This is a genomic window from Micromonospora polyrhachis, assembly GCF_014203835.1.
In the GTDB taxonomy this organism is placed as follows: Bacteria; Actinomycetota; Actinomycetes; order Mycobacteriales; family Micromonosporaceae; genus Micromonospora_H; species Micromonospora_H polyrhachis.
Window position 1 is genome coordinate 6,910,499 of sequence record NZ_JACHJW010000001.1, and the last position, 18,250, is coordinate 6,928,748.

Below are 18,250 nucleotides of genomic sequence, written 5' to 3' on the forward strand. Positions count from 1 at the left end.
GCCGTCGGACTCAGCAGCCGGGTGCGGGTAGCAGCCCGACCTTGACGGCATGGTCGAGGTAGCGGTGCATGAGCGCTCGATCGACCGGTGGGCACGGTGGGCCGGCAACGGGCGGCTGTACCTCGAGGAAGCCGGGCCGCCGGCCCGATCCGGGCTGGCCGGAGCCGACTCGTCCGGGCTGGCCGGAGCCAATGGACTCGGGCCGGTCAGGGGCAATGGAATCGGCCTGGTCGAAGAAGGCCAGGGTGGCGCTGTCAGGGTCCGAGGCGTCGGCCCGTACCCGGTCCCGCCACCTGGGCAACGGCACCGTTTCCACGGCGAAGCCGTAGTCGCTCACCCAGGCGGCCACCTGCGACAGCCGTACCGGGGGCAGCGGCACCAGGTTGTGCACGCCGGTCGCACCGGAGCGGGCCAGCGCGACCACCGTCGCCGCCACCCAGTCAACCGGTGTCCACGGCTCGGCAACCCCGAGATCGGGCAGCACTCCACGGGGTACACCCGCACGCAGGATCCGCCAGACCAGGTCGTCGGGGTTGACGTAGCCGGTGTCGGCCGGGCCGACCACCCGCCCGAGTCGGTAGACGGTGACCGGGAGACCCCGGTCACCGGCCTGTCGGACGAGTTCCTCCGCGGCCCACTTGGACCGCTGGTAGCCGTCCCGCAGGCCGGGATGCGCCGCGACGAAGCCGGGTTCAGTGGCGACCGCGACGGTGGAGACGTGGTGAAACGGCACGCCCAGGGCGAGCAGGTGACGCGTACCGTCCACGTTGGCCGGACGCAGGCTGCGATAGCCGCGTACGACGCTGACCGATGCTCCCGCGTGGTAGACCTCGTCCACGGTCGGCCCGGCGTACGGCTGGGCCAGGTCGCCGACCACGACGTCCACCCGGTCCAGTGGCACCCGCAGCCCGTGCCGGTCCAGGGTCTCCCGGAGCCGGTCCAGTCCGGCGGCCGGGTCACCGGCCCGGACCAGGCAGGCCACCCGGTCAGCCGAGCTGGCGAGCAGTTCGGCGAGGAGGTGGACCCCGACGAACCCGGTGGCCCCGGTAAGCAGGACCCGGCCGACACCGGGCACCGGGCGGCGGATGATCCCGGCCGGCAGTACCGCGTCCCTGACGTGTTCGGCGACCTCCTCCGCCGGCGGGGCGGCAAACCGGGCCGGCGCTGTTGCGACAGCCGGCTCCGGTCCGGACCGCTCGGCCAGCACCCGGGCCAGCCCGGCGGCGGTCGGATGCGCGAACACCGTCGCCACCGGCACCCCGAGCCGGTTGGCGACCTGGATGCTCTGCAACGACTGCCCGCCCAGGGCGAAGAAGTCGTCGTCCGGCCCGATCCGACCGGCACCCAGCACCTCGCGGAGCACCATCAGCACCGCGCGCTCGGCGTCGCTGGCCGGCTCGTCGGTCTCGGTCGGCGCGGCCTCGACCGCCCGCAGAGCCGCCCGGTCGATCTTTCCACTGGAGTTACGCGGCAGCCGCGTCGTGCGGACGAAGACCGACGGCACCAGCGCCGCCGGCAGTGCCCGGCCGGCGTGCTCCCGCAACTCCACATCGGACAGCTCGGTGACGACATGGGCCACCAGGTGCTTGACTCCCCCGGTGCCGGCCCGGCCGACCACAGCCGCCTCGGCCACGCCGGGATGGCGCAGCAGCACCGACTCGACCTCACCCGGGTCGACCCGATGCCCACTGATCTTGAACTCTTCGTCCACCCTGCCGGCAAAGACGAGTTGGCCGTCGGGACGCAGCCGCACCCGGTCCCCGGTGCGGTAGGCCCGCGCACCGGCCAGCGCGCCGAACCGACGCCCGGTCAGCTCCGGCTGGCCCAAATAGCCGGTGGCCAGTCCCCCGCCGAGCAGCCACAACTCGTCGTGTACGACCGCACACCGCACACCCGGCAACGGGCGCCCGATCGGCACCTCGGTCTCGTCCGGCGTCAACTCGGCGACGGTGGCCACCACGGTCGCCTCGGTCGGGCCGTAGGTGTTGAACAACCTCACGTCCGTGTCGACCGTCTCGTGCCAACGGGCGACCCGCTCTGGGAGCGCCGCCTCCCCACCGATGATCACCGTACGGAGTCCCGGGGGCATCGGCAGTCCCGCGTACGCCAGCTCGTGCCAGTACGCGGTGGGCAGGTCCAGCACGGTGACGCCGTACTCGGCACAGCCGCCCAGCAGGTCGGCAATGGACTCCAGCATCTGCTCGGTACGCACCACCAGCGTGCCGCCCGCACACAGGGTCAGGAAGATCTCCTCCACGCTGGCGTCGAAGTGCAGCGGCGCGAACTGGAGCACCCGATCGGTGCCGGTGATGCCGTACCGGTGGGTGGCGCCGGCGACGAAGTGGGCCAGTGCGGCCCGGCCGACCGCCACCCCGTTGGGACGTCCGGTCGAGCCGGAGGTGTAGATGACGTAGCCGAGGTCAGGGTCCCGCTCGATCCCGTCCGACCGGCGCTGGATGCCATCCGCCGTGATGCTCAGGGCAGGCCGGGCGTCGGCAAGCACGGTCTGGGCCCGCTCGACCGGCCCGTCCGGGTCGAGTGGCAGGTAGGCGGCACCGGACAGCAGGGTCCCGAGGATCGCGGTGACCGCCTCGACGCCCCGGGGTAGCGCCACCGAAACCAGAATGCCTGGTCCGGCTCCGAGTGCGGCCAGCCGGTCGGCGACCCCGGTCGCGTCGGCGAGCAGCTCGGCGTAGGTCACCTGGCGGAGGCCGTCAACGACCGCGACCCGGTCCGGATGGGTGGTGGCCGCCCGACGGATCAGCTCGGTGACCGGTTCGGCGGGCACCGGCAGCGGTCCACCGTCGAGGATCGGCACCGGCCGGGTCACCGCGGCATCCCGCTCTACCGTGGCGAGCAGGTCGAGCAGCTCCTCGGCGTAGCCGGCCAGATCGGCAGCCGAATAGGCGGCCGGGTTCGCGTCCAGGTCGAGGTGCCGGCCGTCGCCCCGGTCGGCCACCGCGACGGAGAGGTCCTCCACCGGCCCGGCGGAGACGTTGTGGCTGGTGGCGGTCAGCCCGTCGAACGCGAGCCGGTAGTCGAACGGCATGATGTTGACCACCGGCCCGAAGAGCCGCCAGTCACCGCCGACCAGTCCCAGGTCACGGCGCAACTGCTCGTAGCGGTAGCGGTGGTGCGGTCGGGTGACGCGCAACTGGGCACCGACGACGGCGGCCAGGTCGGTCAGGGTCGCCTCGGGCGGGACGGGGATCCGCAGCGGCACGATGTTCATCGCCATGCACGGCACCCGCAGCGCGGCGGAACCGAGCCGCCCCATCACCGGCAGGCCGAGCACGACTTCGCCGGCCCCGGTACGGCGGTGCAGCAGCGCCACCACCGCCGCCAGCACCAGATCGGGCCAGCCTGTGCCGCTGGCGTCCAGCGTTGCGGGTAGCGCCACCCGGTGCCGCCGCACCCCGTGTCCCATCGAGATGGCCGGGGCCAGCGAGACGGGGGCCGGCGCGTCGGCAAGGTACTCCGTCCAGAACTCCCGATCGGCGGTGTACCGCTCGGAGCCCCGGTAGGCGAGGTCCTCGTCCAGTACGGGCCGCAACGGTGCGAACCGGCCGCGTTGTGCGTCGCGGCCGGTCCGGGTGGCGGTGTAGAGCTGGGCGACCCGTCGGGCCAGCAGCGCGAAGGCGTAGCCGTCGGCGGCGATGTGGTGCACCCGCTGATACCACAGATGGGTGTCCGGACCGGTGCTGATCAGCGCCTGGGTGAAGAGCGGACCGGCCGTCAGATCTGCCGGGGTGGCCAGGTCGGCGCGCATCCAGGCCAACGCCTCCGCCTGGTCGGCCACCTCGACCCGGTGCAGCGGCCACTCGACCGTCGAATCGAGGCGTTGCGCCGGGGCGTCGGTGAACCGGGCATGCAGTGCTTCCGCCTCGGCCATCGCCTGCCGCAGTGCCGCCTCGAACACCGGTACATCGAGCGGGCCGCGCAGTTCGACGTACTCCCCCGCGTTGTAGGCCGGGCTGCTCCGGTCGAGCTGCTGGCCGGCCCAGATTCCGGCCTGCGCGGCGGTCAGGGGCAACGCGTCGGTCACGGCTGGGAAACCTCGTCGTCGGGGTGGGCACGGTGCCGCCGCTGTCGTACCGCGTCGGCCAGGGTCGCCAGGGCAGCGGTGGTGTCGGGCCAGCCGAGGCAGGCGTCGGTGACGCTCATCCCGTACCGCAGTGGGGTCGCTTCTATCTCCTGTCGTCCCTCGGCGAGGAATGACTCGATCATCACCCCGACCAGGCCCCACTGGCCGGCGGAGAGCTGTGCGGCCAGATCGGCGACGACCAGCGGCTGCCGCCGGTGGTCCTTGCCGCTGTTGCCGTGCGAGGCGTCCACCACCAGCCGGGCCGGTAGTCCCCCGGCCCGCAGGACCGCCCGCGCCGAGGCCATTGAGGCGGCGTCGTAGTTCGGTGTCACCCCACCGCGCAGCACCACGTGGCAGTCCCGGTTACCGGCGCTGTGCAGTACCGCCGGATGGCCGTCCGGGTCGAGCCCGGCGTAGACGTGTGCCGCGGCGGCGGCGTGCACCGCCTCGGCGGCGGCCTTGACGTCACCGCTGGTGGTGTTCTTCATACCGACCGGCATGGGCAGGGCCGAGGCCAGTTGCCGGTGCGGCTGGCTGGCCACGGTCCGCGCGCCGATCGCTCCCCAGGAGACCAGGTCGGCCAGGTACGGGGCGAAGAGCGGCTCCACGAACTCGTACGCCAGGGGCAGGCCGAGTTCGGCGGCCCGACACAGGAACTCCCGCCCGATGCGTAGCCCCGCGCCGAGGTCCTGGGTGCCGTCCAGGTACGGGTCGGCCAACAGCCCCTTCCACCCGATCATGGTGCGGGGCTTCTCCAGGTAGGCCCGCAGCACGATCAGCAGGTCGTCGGCGAACTGGTCGGCGACGGTCGCCAGTTGGCGGGCGTAGTGCAGCCCGGCTGCCGGGTCGTGCACCGAGCAGGGTCCGACGACGACGAGGAGCCGGTCGTCCGCCCCGTCGAGGACGTCGGCGATGGCCCGCCGATGCCGGCCGATATCCGCCTGCCGCTCGGGTCCGAGCGGGTACGCGGCCCGCAGCTCGGCGGGCGTGGGCAGACCGGCGACGACGCGCGGGCCGGCCTCCACAAGTGCGGCGTTCATCGGGCGTCGGCGTCGGCGAGCAGGGTGGCCCACCCGGCGATCGTCGGGTCCTCGGCCAGGTCGAGGAAGGACACCTCGTGCCCGTCGGCCCGCCAGCGTTCTACCAGGGTCATCAGCCGGATCGAGTCCAGCCCGGCGTCGAGCAGGTTGTCGTCGTCGCCGACCGGCTCGCCCAGTACCTCGATCACCTGCGCGCGCAGCGTCTCGATGGTCATGCCGCCACCCCCAGCAGCGCGTCGGCGGCGGACCGGGTGGTGGTGACGTAGCCACAGCGCTGGGCGACGTGGCGCAGGGTGTCGCGGTGGTGTTCGGCGGTGAAGTCGGCCACCGCGTCGGCCAGCAGGAACGGCTGGATGTCGCGCATGAAGGCGTCCAGCACGGTGGCGAGCACACCGATGTGGCCGTACACGCCGGTGACGAGCAACTGGTCCCGCTCACCGAAGAGCGCGTCCAGGTCAGTGCGGACGAAGGCGCTGTAGCGCCACTTGGTGAGCTGCACGTCGCCCGGTGCGGGGGTGAGCGCGTCGGTGATCGCGGCGGCGCTCGGATCGGCCGGCAGACCGTCGCCCCAGAAGTCGAGCAACAGCCCGCGCTGCTCGGAGGTCTGCCCGCCGGGCTGGGCCGAGAAGACCACCGGCACGCCCAAATCGATGCAGTGCTTGCGGATCGCCGCGATGTTCTCCACCACGCCGGGCAGGGGCGTCTCGTGCGTACCGAACGCGTCGAGGAAGTAGTTCTGCATGTCGTGGATGAGCAGAACCGCGCGGGCCGGGTCGGGCCGCCAGGCCACCCGGTTGGCGGGCAGCTCCGCCTCGGTCGGCAGTGGATAGGGAGCGATGCTGGGCAGCACGGTTCAGCCTTCCTTCGGAGTGGTCGAGCTGGCGAGTCGGTCCCGCAGGGCGGCGCGCAGGTCCTTGCGACTGACCTTGCCCACGCCGGTGACCGGGAACGTGTCGACAAACTCCACCTTGTCTGGGATCTTGTACGCCGCCAGCCCGCGCTGCCGGACGAAACCACGGATCATGGGCGCGGTCATCGGCTCCGTGTCCGGGCGGGCGACGACGAACGCGTACGTCCGTTCGCCGAGATACGGATCGGGTACGGCGACCACGGCGACGTCGTGCACGCCGGGGTGGGCCAGGATGTGGTTCTCCACCTCCTCGGCGGCGATCTTCTCCCCGCCCCGGTTGATCTGGTCCTTGGCCCGGCCGGTCACCACGAGGTAGCCGCCGTCGACGACCCGGACCAGGTCACCGGTGCGGTAGAACCCGTCCGGGGTGAACGCGGTGGCGTTGTGCTCCTCGGCCCGCCAGTAGCCCCGGATCGTGTACGGCCCCCGGGTGAGCAGATGACCCACCTCCCCCGGTGGGACCTCGACCCCCTCGTCGTCGACCACCCAGATCTCGTCGTCGGGTGAGATGGGCCGGCCCTGGGTGTGCAACACGATGTCGCCCGGGTCGCCGAACCGGGTGTAGTTGACCAGACCCTCGGCCATACCGAACACCTGCTGAACCTGGCAACCGAGGGTCGGGCCGACCCGCCCAGCCACCTCGTCGGCCAGCTTCGCCCCACCCACCTGCAACACCCGCAGGGTGGACAGGTCGGCGGCGGTGCCGGGCCGGGATGCGGCGTCCAGCCAGAGCAGCGCCAGCGGCGGGACCAGGGCGGTGATGGTGACGCCCTCGCGTTCGATGAGCGGAAATGCCGTGGCCGGGTCGGGCCGGGGAGCCAGGACGACCCGCCCTCCGGCGTACAGCACACCGAGGACGCCGGGCGAGGAGAGCGGGAAGTTGTGCGCCACCGGCAACGCGCACAGGTAGACGGTGTCGCCGGAGAGTTCGCAGATCTCGGCGCTGGCCCGCACGCTGTAGAGGTAGTCGTCGTGGGTGCGTGGGATCAGTTTCGGTAGCCCGGTGCTGCCGCCGGAGAGCTGGAGGAACGCCAGGTCGGCGGCGGCGGGGCCGGGTGGCAGCGCGGTCGGTGTGAGGTACAGGTCGGCCAGGGCGGTGTGCTCGCCCGGGTCAGCGGCCACGATGACCCGCGCATCCCCGGCGACCGCGGCCAACTGCCGGTGGTCGAAGCCCTCGTGCACGGCGGTGGTGATGTACGCGACGGCCTCGGTGTGCGCACAGAAGTAGCCGATCTCGGCGGCCCGGTGGGCGGGCAGCGCGAACACCGGCAGGGCACCGAGGCGGAACAGCGCGAAGATGACGTCGAAGAACTCCACGACGTTGGGCAGCTGCACCACCACGCGGTCGCCGTGCCGCACGCCGATCCCGGACAGGCCGGCGGCCAGCCGATCAGCCCGGTCAGCCAGCTCGGCGTAGCTGACCCGGCGCTCGCCCTCGACCACGGCGATCTGGTCGCCGTAGCGCCGGGCGCAGGTCGCCAGCAGGTCGCTGAAGGTCTCGCCGCGCCAGTAGCCCTGGGCGCGGTAGCGGGCGGCGAACTCTTCAGGCCACATCGGACACCCCCAGCGCGGTCAGGAAGGTACCGAACTTGGCGGTGGTCTCGGCCAGTTCCGCCTCGGGCACCGAGTCGGCGACGATGCCGGCTCCGGCGTAGAGCCGCAGCGTGTCCCCTTCGGCCAGGCCGCAGCGCACCGCCACCACCCATTCGCCGTCGCCGTTGGCGTCGCCCCAGCCGACCAGCCCGGTGTAGAACCCCCGGTCGAAGGGTTCGAGTTCGGCGATGGCTGCTCGTGCGTCGGCAGCCGGGGTGCCGCAGACCGCCGGGGTCGGATGGAGGGCGGTGGCCAGGGCCAGCGCCGAGATCGCCGGATCGGCGACCTCGCCGGTGACCTGAGTGGAGAGGTGCCAGAGCGCCGCCGTACGGACCAGCGACGGTTCGGCCGGTACGTCGAGGCGGGCGCAGAGCGGCCGAAGGCCAGCGGCGACCGCGTCCACCACCACCGCGTGTTCGTGCCGGTCCTTGGCCGAGGCGAGCAGGGCAGTGCCTCGCCGCGCGTCCTCCACCGGATCGGGGTGCCGGGCGGCCGAGCCGGCGATCGGGTTCGCCACCACCCGTGCCCCGAAGCGGGACACCAGCAGTTCGGGGCTGGCCCCCACCAACGTACGACCGGCGCCCAGGTCCATCGCGAAGGTGTAACCGTGCGGGTCCCGCCGGGCAAGGGCTCGGGGCAGTGCGGGCAGATCCAGCGGGGTGGTCGCGGTCAGCCGCAGCGATCGGGCGAGCACCACCTTCGTGTAGTCGCCGCCCCGGATCCGACCGACGGCGCGGCCGACCGCGTCGGCGTACTGGCGGGGCGCGGGCTCGGCCTGGACGGTGCAGCGTAGTGCGGTAGCCGGTCCAGCCGCCGGGACCGGCGCGAAGGCGGACAGTGGGCCGGCCCGCCGGACCCGCTGTGGGACCACCAGATGGGCCGACGCGCCGGGGTCGAAGGGAACCGCGCCGACGACCACGCGGGTCTCGTGGCCGGCCGCCTCGGCGACACCGAGCCCAGCCTGGACCCGTTCGGCGAGGTCGCCCAGCCCATGCGGTCGGGCGGAGGGCGGTACGGCGAAGTACGTGCCCTCGGCGAGCAGGGTGCCGCGCGGCGAGACGAACAGCGACGACGTGCCCGGTTCGTAGGCCGCCACCAGTTCGGTGGCGGTGGCGTCCGGCGGGGCGATGATCACGGTGGCGACTCCATTCGACAGGCACGGCGCTGTCCTGCGGTGACAGATTGTTGAGCTGGACGGCACGGGGTGGTGGCCCCGGGTCCGGGACTGCTCCTCGGGCGGCCGGTCGGACCGCTGCGAGGGCTGGATCAGGCGCGCAGCGTGGCGCCGCCGTCGACGTACAGGTCGTGCATGGTGATGTGCCGGGCCTGGTCGGAGACGAGGAACAGCACGGCGTCGGCGATGTCCTCGGGGGCGGCGAGCCGACCCAGCGGAATGCCGACCCGGTACGTGTCCGGTGTGCCGGCGATCACCCGAGCGGAGTCGTCGTCGCCGGTCCACAGTGCCCGCTGCATCGGGGTGTCGGTCGAGCCCGGGGCGACGACATTGCATCGAATGCCGTGCGGGGCCAGTTCCAGGCCGAGGGACTTCGTGAACATGGTGGCGGCGGCCTTGGATGCGGCATAGGCGGCCATGCCGACACGCGGCACGCCGGCGGCGTTGGAGGCGACGGTGACGATCACTCCCTGTCGACGCGGGGTCATCCGTCGGGCCACCGCCCGGCAGGTGTGGAAGACGCCGGAGGTGTTGACCGCGAAGGTGGTCGCCCAGTCGGTGTCGCGGTAGTCGAGCACCGCCCCGACCCGGAGCACACCGGCCACGTTGACCAGGATCCCGATCGGACCGAGGTCACGCTCGACGGTCGCCACAACCTCGTCGACCTCTGTCGACTGGGCGACGTCGGCGCGGTAGCCGAGGATGGTGTCCGGGTGTTCCTGAGCCAGTCGTTGGATCCCGGTGGCTTCCCGGTCCACGGCGGCGACCCGAGCCCCGTGTGCCTGCAGCGCTCGTGCGACCGCCAGTCCGATGCCCTGGCCAGCACCGGTGACCAACGCGGTCACCCCGGCGATTCCACTCTGGCGCATTCCATTCCTCCCGATCAAGGGGTGCCCGACCATCCACACTATGTAGGTGAGGCTAGCCTTAGTTAGGCTAGGGCAACATAACCCCTCGGGACGCTCCTGTCACCCTCCAACACCCCAATAAACCGAAGTTTGTCGATTGAATGACGTGTTGATCTCGACCTACGTCGGAGAAGTGTCGAAGGTCACGGGGCGTCGAAGACCGCGCAGTACTCGACCGGGCGCAGGCGACGACCCTGTTCGTGGCTGGCACCGCCCTCGTCCGCCAGCGGCTGGCTCTGCGCCAGATCCGACTACGTCACGCTGGGGGTGACCATCCGCGCCGCAGCGGCAAAGGCCCGGACGTGTGCGCTCTCACCTTCGGCGGCCCACACCAGGACGAACTCGGCAGGGGCACCGTCGATGACGGGGACGTAGGTGATGTCGGGGCGTTGGAAGTACTGGCCAGCCTGGGCCGTGGCCAGGGCGATACCCTGGCCCGCCCCGATAATCGTGAGCCCAGCCTGGACGGTGTCGACGTCCGGGCCACGGTGGATGGGCCTGCCGCTGGGAGTTCGCGTGGGGTGGTGGAACTCCTGCCAGTACGCTGGTGCCGGACTTGCGGCATAGATGGCGGTTTCCCCGGCCAGATCCTCCAGCGTGATCTGGTCCCGCCGAGCGAAGGGATGACCGGTCGGCACCGCCAGGATGCGTCCCTCCCGCAGCAGGCTCGGACCGACCACCAGGTCGGGTTCCTCGATCGGAAGCATCGTGGCCAACACGTCGACCATGCCCTCCCGCAGCGCGGCAACATGATCGCTGAGCGACGCCTCCAGGACCACCTGCACCTCGCAGCCCGGATGGCGGTCTCGGTAGGTGCTGATCACTCGGAAGAGGACGGCACCCGTCGCGGGTCCCAGGAATCCCACGCGCAGGATGTGGCTAGCGTCTCGGGCAGCGGCTGTCGCACGGGCGACGGCCTCCTGGATGGCGCGGTGATGCGGGGCGATGTCGTCATACAGGCGGCGACCGACCTCGGTCAGCTGGACGTGGCGGCTGGTGCGCTCGAACAGCGCCGAGCCGATACGACGTTCCAGCTTGGCGATGGTCTGGCTGACCCGGCCGCTACTGATGTGCAGCCGCTCGGCGGTACGACGGAAGTGCAGTTCCTGCGCGAGAGCGAGGAAGGTCTCGATCTCGTGACGCTCCATCACACCCCGCTATCGCTTAGTTCTGCTAATCGGACGTTCCGCGACTAGCTATTGTTCCAGGTGAGACCCGGCGGTAATGATGAAGATCCGGCGGCGGGAGGCGGCAGCCACCGTCGCTGTCCGTTATCTCATGTCTCTAGCGAAGATCTGATATCTCTAGCGAGGGAACCTCTTGCGCAAGCTCGTGTACTACATCGCCTCAACGCTGGATGGCTTCATCGCCGGTCCTGATGGCGCCGACCCCACCGGGCCCGGTGGGTTCTGGCCGATTCCAGAGGACTACCTGCGTCACCTGGTTGCCGAATACCCGGAGACCCTGCCGGGGCCGGCCCGGCAGGCGCTCGGCATCACCGCCGAGGGGACCCGCTTCGACACCGTCCTGGAGGGCCGTCACTCCTACGAGATCGGGCTGAAGGCCGGCGTCGCCGACGCCTATCCGCACCTGCGCCACCTGGTGTTCTCCCGTACCCTGTCGGAGAGTCCGGACCCGGCGGTGGAGATTGTGTCCGGCGATCCCATCGCCAAGGTTAGGGAGCTGAAGCAGCAGCCCGGCAAGGACATCTGGGTGATCGGCGGCGGCAACCTGGCCGGGGCCCTCTACCCGGAGATCGACCAGCTCATCGTGAAGCTGGCGCCCCTGACCATCGGCACCGGCATTCCGCTGTTCGGACACGGAGCCGAGTTCGACCCGCGTACGTGGGAACTCGTCGACCACCGCGTCATGGACAGCGGCGCGCTCTTTCTCACCTACACCCGCACGACCAGCGGACAGAACTCCGCGTGCCCGCCCCCCGCACCACCCTCGGCGAGGTGCCCTTCGCCTGCGACCGAGCCGGCTACGTCAACTTCGAACGCCCCACCAACATGGCCTGTTAGCGACGGCGAGGCCGACACGTCGCTCGACTCCCGGGCCGGTGTGTACGTCGACTGGTCCGGTCGACGCACCCACCGGCCGGGATGCGCTGATGTGGTGGAACACAGGGTCGATCCTGGCCAGAGGATTAGCAGCGGCATGCCTCGTCACCTCCAGTCGCCGGATGCAACTGATCGACGTGTTCAGGCTGAGCCAGACCGACACTGAGCCGTTCGACTGCGACAATCAGAAAATGAACGACAGCGATGGGAACGACGGTCGTACCTCCGAAGCCGCGAACTTCCTGGAATGGAACTTCACGATCATGGCCAACAGTTCGCCGTGGTCGGTCGAGCAGGGCATGACGCAACTCCTTGCCCACCAGAGCGCGGAAGGCTTTGGACCGGCGCTGTCCGATGCGGTGCAGATCGACGCCAGCATCATCCACGAGCTGGGTCGCCGACAGACACCAACGGCCCTGGCGGCGCTACGCGCCTTCCAGGCGATGAGCACGATCGATACCCAACGGGAACTTGCCCGGTCGCACGCCGACCGACTCGTCCAACAGGGTCTGCCAGAGCCGTCCTGGGCACCCAGAATCGGTCAGGTACGGGTGGACGGCTGCTGGTGGGCACACGACCAGTTCGACGAGACCGCGATCCTGCTCTGCGCCTTCTCCTACGACGGGGTCGACGAACACGGCATCCTGGCCATGATCGACCGTACGATCGGCACCGGCCTGTTCCGGGAACTGACACTCGGCACGCACGTGGAATCGCTGCTCGACCTTCTTCACGATGCTGGAAGCGGCAACGACGGCCTGGTCACCACGCCGCTCGACCCCGCATACGCCCGGCGGCTACTCGAAGACGCACTGGCTACCTCGGACGAATTGCTCGAAGACCGAGAGTACCGGCCCAAGCCGATGCCGACAGCGTACCGGAAGATGCGCGCACTGACCCTGGCGCGCGCCCGCGCTCTGAGCGATGTCGCCGCACCACCGGAGCCCTTTCCCGACGGTGTGGAAATCGAACTCCTGAAACGGTCGTTCCTCGCTTCCGATGCCGCGTCGACGCTCCCCTCGACCTCGGCGACAGGGCAGGCAGTCGACCTGCTCGTCGCGCACTTCGTCGAAGAGGCTGGCTGCCACCCCCTGCACCTTGGTCCGCGCCGGATCCTGGCCGTCCTGGGCCTGCCGACCCTCGCTGCCGACCAGGTCGGTGACCCGGCCGTGGCGCGAGTTCTTCCTGATGTTGCCGATGCGTGGATCTCCTGGACCGCGGTGGAGCGTGGTCTCGCCGATGACGCCGCCCATCGTCTCGGGCAAGCCGCACGGCAGGCCCAGGTACGTTGCCACTCCACCGAGGTCGAGGGTCAGGAAACAGCCTGAACGACCCCACTGGCGGTGGTCCGGTCGGGATCCGGCCGAGAAGCGCTGCCCCCGGTCACTCCGCGAACGGTTCTTCGGGTTTGACCGCGATGACCAACTCCCAGGTACCGGGCAGCACCTCCACCTTCTCGAAGCCGACCTCCTGCAGCAGTCCGGTATAGAACTCCGCGTCCCGCAGGCGACTGAAGGAACTGTCGACACCGATGAGGAAGTAGCTCCAGAAGAACTGCATCGCCAGCCGGTCCGGGGTACGGAACTCCTCGCAGATCAGCAGCAGGCCACCTGGTGAGAGGGCCTGGTAGGCACTTTCGACCAGTCTGCGGGAGACGTCGTTCGGCCAGTCGTGCAGCACCCGTACGAAGGCCAGCGCGTCGTAACCGGACGGCAGCGGCTCAGCGAAGAAGTCGCCTCCGACGAACCCCAGCCGCTGCGGATCAACACACCGGTCCCGGGTCCGGTCGACCAGCGGCGCCACCTCCGGCAGATTGAAGACGTCGACCAGCAGGTCCGGAGCGTCGCCGAGCACCTGAGCGGCGAGCGTGCCGTCCCCTCCGCCGACGTCGAGGAAGCGGCGTCGTCCCGGCCACAACCGGTACGCGTGGCGATGAAACGTCTCGATGGCTGGGCCGAGCCCCGCGGACATGCTCTGTTCGAAGGCCGCGGTTTGCTCGTGGGTCTTGGGGGGCCAGCCGAAGTCGTCGTCGGGGATGGCGATCTCGCCCCGCAGGCTCTCCGCCAGTCGCCCGTGCAACTGCCGCCACGGGTACCGGTCCCGATCACGCTCGATCGCGTCCGGCCCGACGACCGCCACTACCGCAGCCCGGAGTCCGGGAACGGCGGCGTACGTGGCCTGCTCGATGTCGTCGTCGGGCTCGTCGCGTACCACGCACCCGAGACTCTCCAGACAGTCCAGGAACTTGTAGAGCCGCACTGGTTGCAGTCCGAACCGTCCGGCGAGGTCACCGAGGCGGGCCGGGCCCGACTCCAACGTGTCGAGCAGCCCGAGGTCGAGTGCGGTCGTCAACACGTCCATGGCCTTGGCCCCGTTGGCCAGCAGACTCATCAGTGCTCGGGGGGACAGGGTTACGGTCGTCATCGACGGATCCCTCGCCATTCCTGCTCAAGTGCGTCCATGAACTCGTCGATCTCGTCCAGCGTGTTGTAGACGTGCGGACCGACCCGCAGGTACCGCCGCCAACTACAGATCAGGTTCCGCTCGGCCAGCCGGCGTTTGACCGCCTCGCCGTCGGGGACGTCCAGGCACATGACACCACCGCGCCGGTGCGGCTCCACCGGGCTGACCACGGGTATGCCGGCTGCCTCGGCGCGGGTCAGGATCCGCTCCGTACACGCCAGGGAGTGCGCCCGGATCGCGTCAATGCCGAGCCCGGTCAGCAGGTCCAGCCCGGCCTGGGAGACCAGTGAGGTGAGTGGGAACGGCGTGCCGCCAGCGAACCGTTGGGCACCGGCCGCCCAGCCGGTCGACGGCTGGAAGGTCAATGCCCGGTCGCCGGCCTGCCAGCCGGTCGCTGCGGGTTCGAGGACGGGCAGTAGCTCCGGACGGACGTACAGGAAGGCGGTGCCGACCCCGCACAGCCACTTGTGCGCGCCACCGAGAACGAAGTCGACGCCGAGCGCTGCCACATCGAGTGGCATGACACCGACGCTCTGGAAGGCGTCGACGACCACCAGGGCACCGACGTCGTGGGCCCGGGTCACCAGGCGCGACAGGTCGATGGTGGCACCGGAGGAGTAACTGGCGTGCGGTACACACACCAGTAGGGTCCGTTCGTCGATCCGCTTCTCCAGGGCGTCCTCGTCGAACTGCGGACCACCGGAGTCGACCATATCGAGTTGGGCGCCGTACCGGCCGTATGCCTGCCAGATGAACGGTACCGTCGGAAACTCCAGGTTGGTCGTCACGACCCGGTTGCGGGGCGCGCGGTAGTCGAAGCAGGAAGCGACCCTCGCCAGCAGCGTGCTCAGGTTCGCGTCGGTGATCACGCTTCCCGGCGGAGCGCCGATGAACGTGGCTATCCCGTCGGCGTATCTCTGGAGGCCGTCGTGCCACCCCATCCACACGTCGTCCCGCCAGGTCCGCAGCGTCTCCCAGTAGTGGGTCAGGACGTTCTGCGCTGCCTGGGGAACCGCGCCCGTGGAATTGCTGTTCAGGTAGACGCAGGTTTGTAGCAGGGGGAACTGGGCACGTAGCGCGGCCCGGGAGTCGTCGTCCAATTGTCGTGTCCCGTCGACCACAGGCTCCGGATCAGGTTCACTCACTTGATTCAGCCTCCAGTCGGTTCGGGCGGGTGGGGAGTCCTGGGCGACAGTGGTGAAGACCGGGATGGATCGGATCGCTGCCAGATAAGGCGTCCCCTCGGTGTATCCGGTGCCCGGCCGCGTGGTGCCGAGCATGCGGGTCGCCAGCCGGTAGTGGGTCTGGCGCCACTGGAGGAGCGCTGTGGCGAACTCTCGCATCCGCTGCTCGATCAGGTGCTGCTCCGACTTGGTCAACCGGCCGGCCCGAATCGCACTCTGGTACGCCTGGTCGACGGAGAGCTGTCCGGCCAACACCCGCTCCCGGATCTCGGGCGCCGCCCGGTAGGCGGCGGAGGCCAACCGGGAATCCTCCGGGAGGCGACACAGCGACTCGACCAGCTTGTAGGAACGTGACTGGATGGCGCTGGCTCCCTCGGTGTAGACCCGGAACGTGCGGAACGAGTCCGGCTGCATCGTGGCCAGCAGGGAGAAGAGGGGTGCCGCAAGGTCGAGCTGCTCCCGCGCATAGGCCAGTCGCTCAGCCGCCAGGTGCGCCAGGCCCTCGGACAGGGCGCTGATCGTGGCGTGCAACTCGACGGCGAGGGATGCGAATGTGCACTCGTAAGCCTGAAGGACCCGGATGAACAGGTATTCGTCGTGCATCACGTAGACCGGCAGCAGGCTCACCCCCAGGGCGGTGCGCTCCGCTGCGGTCTGGTCAGCGAGGGCCACCGCGTGCAGGGCCGTAGCCGCTGCGGCCGGATCCGCGGCGGTGTCCGGTATGCACAGCCCGATGCGGGTGAGTACGGGCGATGTGGCGCGCAGCCCCAGCCGGTATCGCTTCGTCACCAGGGATGCTGCCGGGCGGTGCATCGGAAGCAGGTCGGTGGTGCCCGTCTGGGCGGCCAACTCGAAGGCCAGGATGTCGGCTATCAGCTGGAGGAAGAGGCGATCCCGCTGTCGGCGGGGCTCGGTCAGGTCCACCTCGGCCCCGGCTCCGTCCGGTTCCGGTGCCGTGGTCATTGGCAGTAGGTTCAGGGCAAGGTAGCTGCGGTAGTCGTATCGGCCGTCCCACTTGTCGAGCGTGACGTCGAGGAAGTCGCGGAGCAGTCCGATCGGGGTATGCCCCTTCGCGACCGGGACCGCGGTACCACCGGCCGCCGGCACGGTGGTTTCCGCCCGGACCTGATCGAGGAGGGCGAGTAGTTCCTTGTCGACGAAGTGCTTACCGGTCCGGTGGAGCTCCGCCACCACCGCGGGGTAAGGAAATCTGTCGGGATCAGCCCCATCGGACAGCCAACTTGTCAACTCGCGCACGGACGTATCCCAACGTTCAGATGAGATGATCGCGGACAGTGACGACCCTGTGCTGTCAGAACCAGTCAGTACGCTAGGCGGGGCTCGCGACGTGCTGATCGCCACCAGCACCGCCCGCCCCGGCAAGGTCGACACGCACCTGCCACAGCTCCGGAAAGAGCCGGTGGTCAATCAACTTGGCGAGCATGTTCGCCGGACTGCCCTTGGTGCCGATCCGGCCGTGGCCGCCGATCCGGACGGCGAGCTTGTAGTGACGTACCCGCCACAGCGAGACCCGCTCGTCCCACTCCACCATCGCCTCGGCCAACCGGTAGCAGGGGTGTGCCGGATCCCCCGCATAGAGTGTCGGTAGATCGAGGTGCTGCTCGGCGAGGAACCTGGTGAACGCCGGGCCGAGCCGCCGGCTCGCGGTCTGGATCTGGCGCCACCCCGGCGACTCCGCGCCGGAGCCGTTGCCGAGCGCCGGTTGGAGCGCCTGGAAGACGGCCGGCGTCAGATGATCGAGCATGTCCAGTTGGTCGGTGACGAGCCGGACTCCGAGCGTCGCTCTGCCCAGCAGCATCTCGGCGCGTCCCGGCTCGCCGGCGTCGACCTGGTTGGCCGCCTCGGCCAACTCGGCCGCCGCCAGTTTGAGCCACAGCTCGCTGGACTGGTGCACCACCTGAAAGAGCAGTTCGTCGCGGTGGATCATTTCCTCCCCGCGTCGTTGCAGATCGAGCAACTCGTCCGTACGCATGTAGCGCGCGTAGTCCGTGGCACCGTCGCCGGGCAGCACAGGCGCGTAGTCCCGCTTCACAGGGCTTCCCTTCCGCCGGGGCAGGTGTTCTCGGACACGACCCAGCACGGGTCCATGATCGTTGCGCGGCCCATTATGCAGTGATCGTCAACAATATGTCACGCGTTCTTGGGGCTTGTTTTTCTCGACCAGGGAGGTCAGCATGCACCACCACTGACACAGTCGGACGCAGCCAACACGTACCACTGCCGTGCCGAACAGGAGTTGGACGGCGACAGGGGGAGCCTGGGCGGGCTACCCAAGCAAACGCCCCGGGTGCCGCCGCCATCACGGCAGGCGAACCCGGGGCGGGTGAGGTCAGCCGACCATCACCAGATCCGCACCTCGTACACGCTGACAGTGTTGCTGCCGAAGCCGACTCCCTGCCATTTCTCCAGAGTGCTCGTGTAGTACTGGCTACCGAACTGGTAGTTGACCGTCACCTTGTTGTTGCCCGACGTGATCTGGTAGACGCCGCCGATGTCCACCGCCACAGCGCCGGAGTTGGCGAAGCACCTATTGGTGCCCAACCCTCCACCCAACGAGATGTCAAGCTTGAGGAAGTCCGTCCGGTTTCCGCAGGCGACCGAGTTTATGGCGAAGGCAGGGCTTGCTGGAAGCGCGAAGGTCAGGGCGAGGGCGGCCGCCGCTCCAAGGGTGAACTGCTTCAGACGCTTTCTCATGCCAGGCAAGGTCCTTTCTGGTCCGCGACAACCTCGGGATCGACCGATGCCTATGGCACTCTATACCCGTCGACAGCTTCCCGGGCGCACGGTCTGACGCGTGACGGAACGGTGGG

Annotated in this window: 13 protein-coding genes and 1 pseudogene; 2 read left to right on the forward strand and 12 right to left on the reverse strand. The window is 69.8% G+C overall.

Features of this window, described 5'->3' with window-relative positions:
- Nucleotides 1-10 precede the first annotated feature (10 nt).
- The 8 genes from FHR38_RS30640 to FHR38_RS30675 all read right to left on the reverse strand — a co-directional run bounded on the left by FHR38_RS30640 (nucleotide 11) and on the right by FHR38_RS30675 (nucleotide 10,857).
- Nucleotides 11-4,045: a thioester reductase domain-containing protein gene (locus tag FHR38_RS30640; protein ID WP_184538715.1), complete on the reverse strand. Its 4,035-nt coding sequence runs from the start codon at nucleotides 4,043-4,045 to the stop codon at nucleotides 11-13.
- On the reverse strand, nucleotides 4,042-5,124 hold the full coding sequence (locus FHR38_RS30645) for a 3-deoxy-7-phosphoheptulonate synthase (protein ID WP_184538717.1): 1,083 nt from the start codon (nucleotides 5,122-5,124) through the stop codon (nucleotides 4,042-4,044). Before FHR38_RS30645 ends, FHR38_RS30640 begins: the two co-directional genes overlap by 4 nt.
- Nucleotides 5,121-5,339 carry a phosphopantetheine-binding protein gene (locus FHR38_RS30650; protein ID WP_184538719.1) on the reverse strand — a complete coding sequence of 73 codons (219 nt, stop codon included), beginning with the start codon at nucleotides 5,337-5,339 and terminating at the stop codon, nucleotides 5,121-5,123. The genes FHR38_RS30645 and FHR38_RS30650 overlap by 4 nt, the downstream gene beginning before the upstream one ends.
- Entirely contained in the window at nucleotides 5,336-5,974 is a 639-nt protein-coding gene (locus FHR38_RS30655; protein WP_184538722.1) for an isochorismatase family protein, read from the reverse strand. Before FHR38_RS30655 ends, FHR38_RS30650 begins: the two co-directional genes overlap by 4 nt.
- 3 nt (nucleotides 5,975-5,977) lie before the next feature.
- On the reverse strand, nucleotides 5,978-7,588 hold the full coding sequence (locus FHR38_RS30660) for a (2,3-dihydroxybenzoyl)adenylate synthase (protein WP_184538724.1): 1,611 nt from the start codon (nucleotides 7,586-7,588) through the stop codon (nucleotides 5,978-5,980).
- Nucleotides 7,578-8,762, reverse strand: coding sequence for an isochorismate synthase (locus tag FHR38_RS30665; RefSeq protein ID WP_184538726.1), 1,185 nt, complete (start codon nucleotides 8,760-8,762; stop codon nucleotides 7,578-7,580). Before FHR38_RS30665 ends, FHR38_RS30660 begins: the two co-directional genes overlap by 11 nt.
- A 131-nt stretch (nucleotides 8,763-8,893) precedes the next feature.
- Entirely contained in the window at nucleotides 8,894-9,670 is a 777-nt protein-coding gene (locus FHR38_RS30670; protein ID WP_184538728.1) for a 2,3-dihydro-2,3-dihydroxybenzoate dehydrogenase, read from the reverse strand.
- 290 nt (nucleotides 9,671-9,960) lie between these two features.
- Entirely contained in the window at nucleotides 9,961-10,857 is an 897-nt protein-coding gene (locus FHR38_RS30675; protein ID WP_221449257.1) for a LysR family transcriptional regulator, read from the reverse strand.
- A gap of 172 nt (nucleotides 10,858-11,029) precedes the next feature.
- On the opposite strand from FHR38_RS30675, the pseudogene FHR38_RS32685 reads away from it, so the two are divergent.
- Both FHR38_RS32685 and FHR38_RS30685 read left to right on the forward strand, forming a co-directional pair.
- Nucleotides 11,030-11,626, forward strand: a pseudogene (locus FHR38_RS32685) (dihydrofolate reductase family protein); the annotation flags it as partial.
- Between the two features lie 337 nt (nucleotides 11,627-11,963).
- On the forward strand, nucleotides 11,964-13,100 hold the full coding sequence (locus FHR38_RS30685; RefSeq protein ID WP_184538732.1) for a hypothetical protein: 1,137 nt from the start codon (nucleotides 11,964-11,966) through the stop codon (nucleotides 13,098-13,100).
- A 55-nt stretch (nucleotides 13,101-13,155) separates the two neighbouring features.
- Here the strand turns inward: FHR38_RS30685 and FHR38_RS30690 are convergent, their stop codons facing one another.
- From FHR38_RS30690 to FHR38_RS30705, 4 genes are all read right to left on the reverse strand, one after another.
- Nucleotides 13,156-14,196, reverse strand: a complete 1,041-nt coding sequence (locus FHR38_RS30690; RefSeq protein WP_184538734.1) for a methyltransferase — start codon at nucleotides 14,194-14,196, stop codon at nucleotides 13,156-13,158.
- Complete coding sequence (locus tag FHR38_RS33675) at nucleotides 14,193-16,610, reverse strand: aminotransferase class V-fold PLP-dependent enzyme (protein ID WP_376771453.1); 2,418 nt, start codon at nucleotides 16,608-16,610, stop codon at nucleotides 14,193-14,195. The genes FHR38_RS30690 and FHR38_RS33675 overlap by 4 nt, the downstream gene beginning before the upstream one ends.
- A 139-nt stretch (nucleotides 16,611-16,749) precedes the next feature.
- Nucleotides 16,750-17,472, reverse strand: a complete 723-nt coding sequence (locus FHR38_RS30700; protein WP_184538736.1) for a tryptophan 2,3-dioxygenase family protein — start codon at nucleotides 17,470-17,472, stop codon at nucleotides 16,750-16,752.
- 308 nt (nucleotides 17,473-17,780) lie between these two features.
- A complete protein-coding gene (locus FHR38_RS30705) occupies nucleotides 17,781-18,134 on the reverse strand; it encodes a beta/gamma crystallin domain-containing protein (RefSeq protein WP_184538738.1) in 354 nt (117 codons plus the stop codon).
- Between the last annotated feature and the right edge of the window lie 116 nt (nucleotides 18,135-18,250).

Excerpts from the sequence above, each read along its gene's own strand:
- FHR38_RS30645 (WP_184538717.1), bottom strand. The coding sequence starts at position 5,124 with ATGAACGCCGCACTTGTGGAGGCCGGCCCGCGCGTCGTCGCCGGTCTG.
- FHR38_RS30650 (WP_184538719.1), bottom strand. The coding sequence starts at position 5,339 with ATGACCATCGAGACGCTGCGCGCGCAGGTGATCGAGGTACTGGGCGAG.
- FHR38_RS30660 (WP_184538724.1), bottom strand. The coding sequence starts at position 7,588 with ATGTGGCCTGAAGAGTTCGCCGCCCGCTACCGCGCCCAGGGCTACTGG.
- FHR38_RS30670 (WP_184538728.1), bottom strand. The coding sequence starts at position 9,670 with ATGCGCCAGAGTGGAATCGCCGGGGTGACCGCGTTGGTCACCGGTGCT.
- FHR38_RS30675 (WP_221449257.1), bottom strand. The coding sequence starts at position 10,857 with ATGGAGCGTCACGAGATCGAGACCTTCCTCGCTCTCGCGCAGGAACTG.
- FHR38_RS30685 (WP_184538732.1), top strand. The coding sequence starts at position 11,964 with ATGAACGACAGCGATGGGAACGACGGTCGTACCTCCGAAGCCGCGAAC.
- FHR38_RS30690 (WP_184538734.1), bottom strand. The coding sequence starts at position 14,196 with ATGACGACCGTAACCCTGTCCCCCCGAGCACTGATGAGTCTGCTGGCC.
- FHR38_RS30705 (WP_184538738.1), bottom strand. The coding sequence starts at position 18,134 with ATGAGAAAGCGTCTGAAGCAGTTCACCCTTGGAGCGGCGGCCGCCCTC.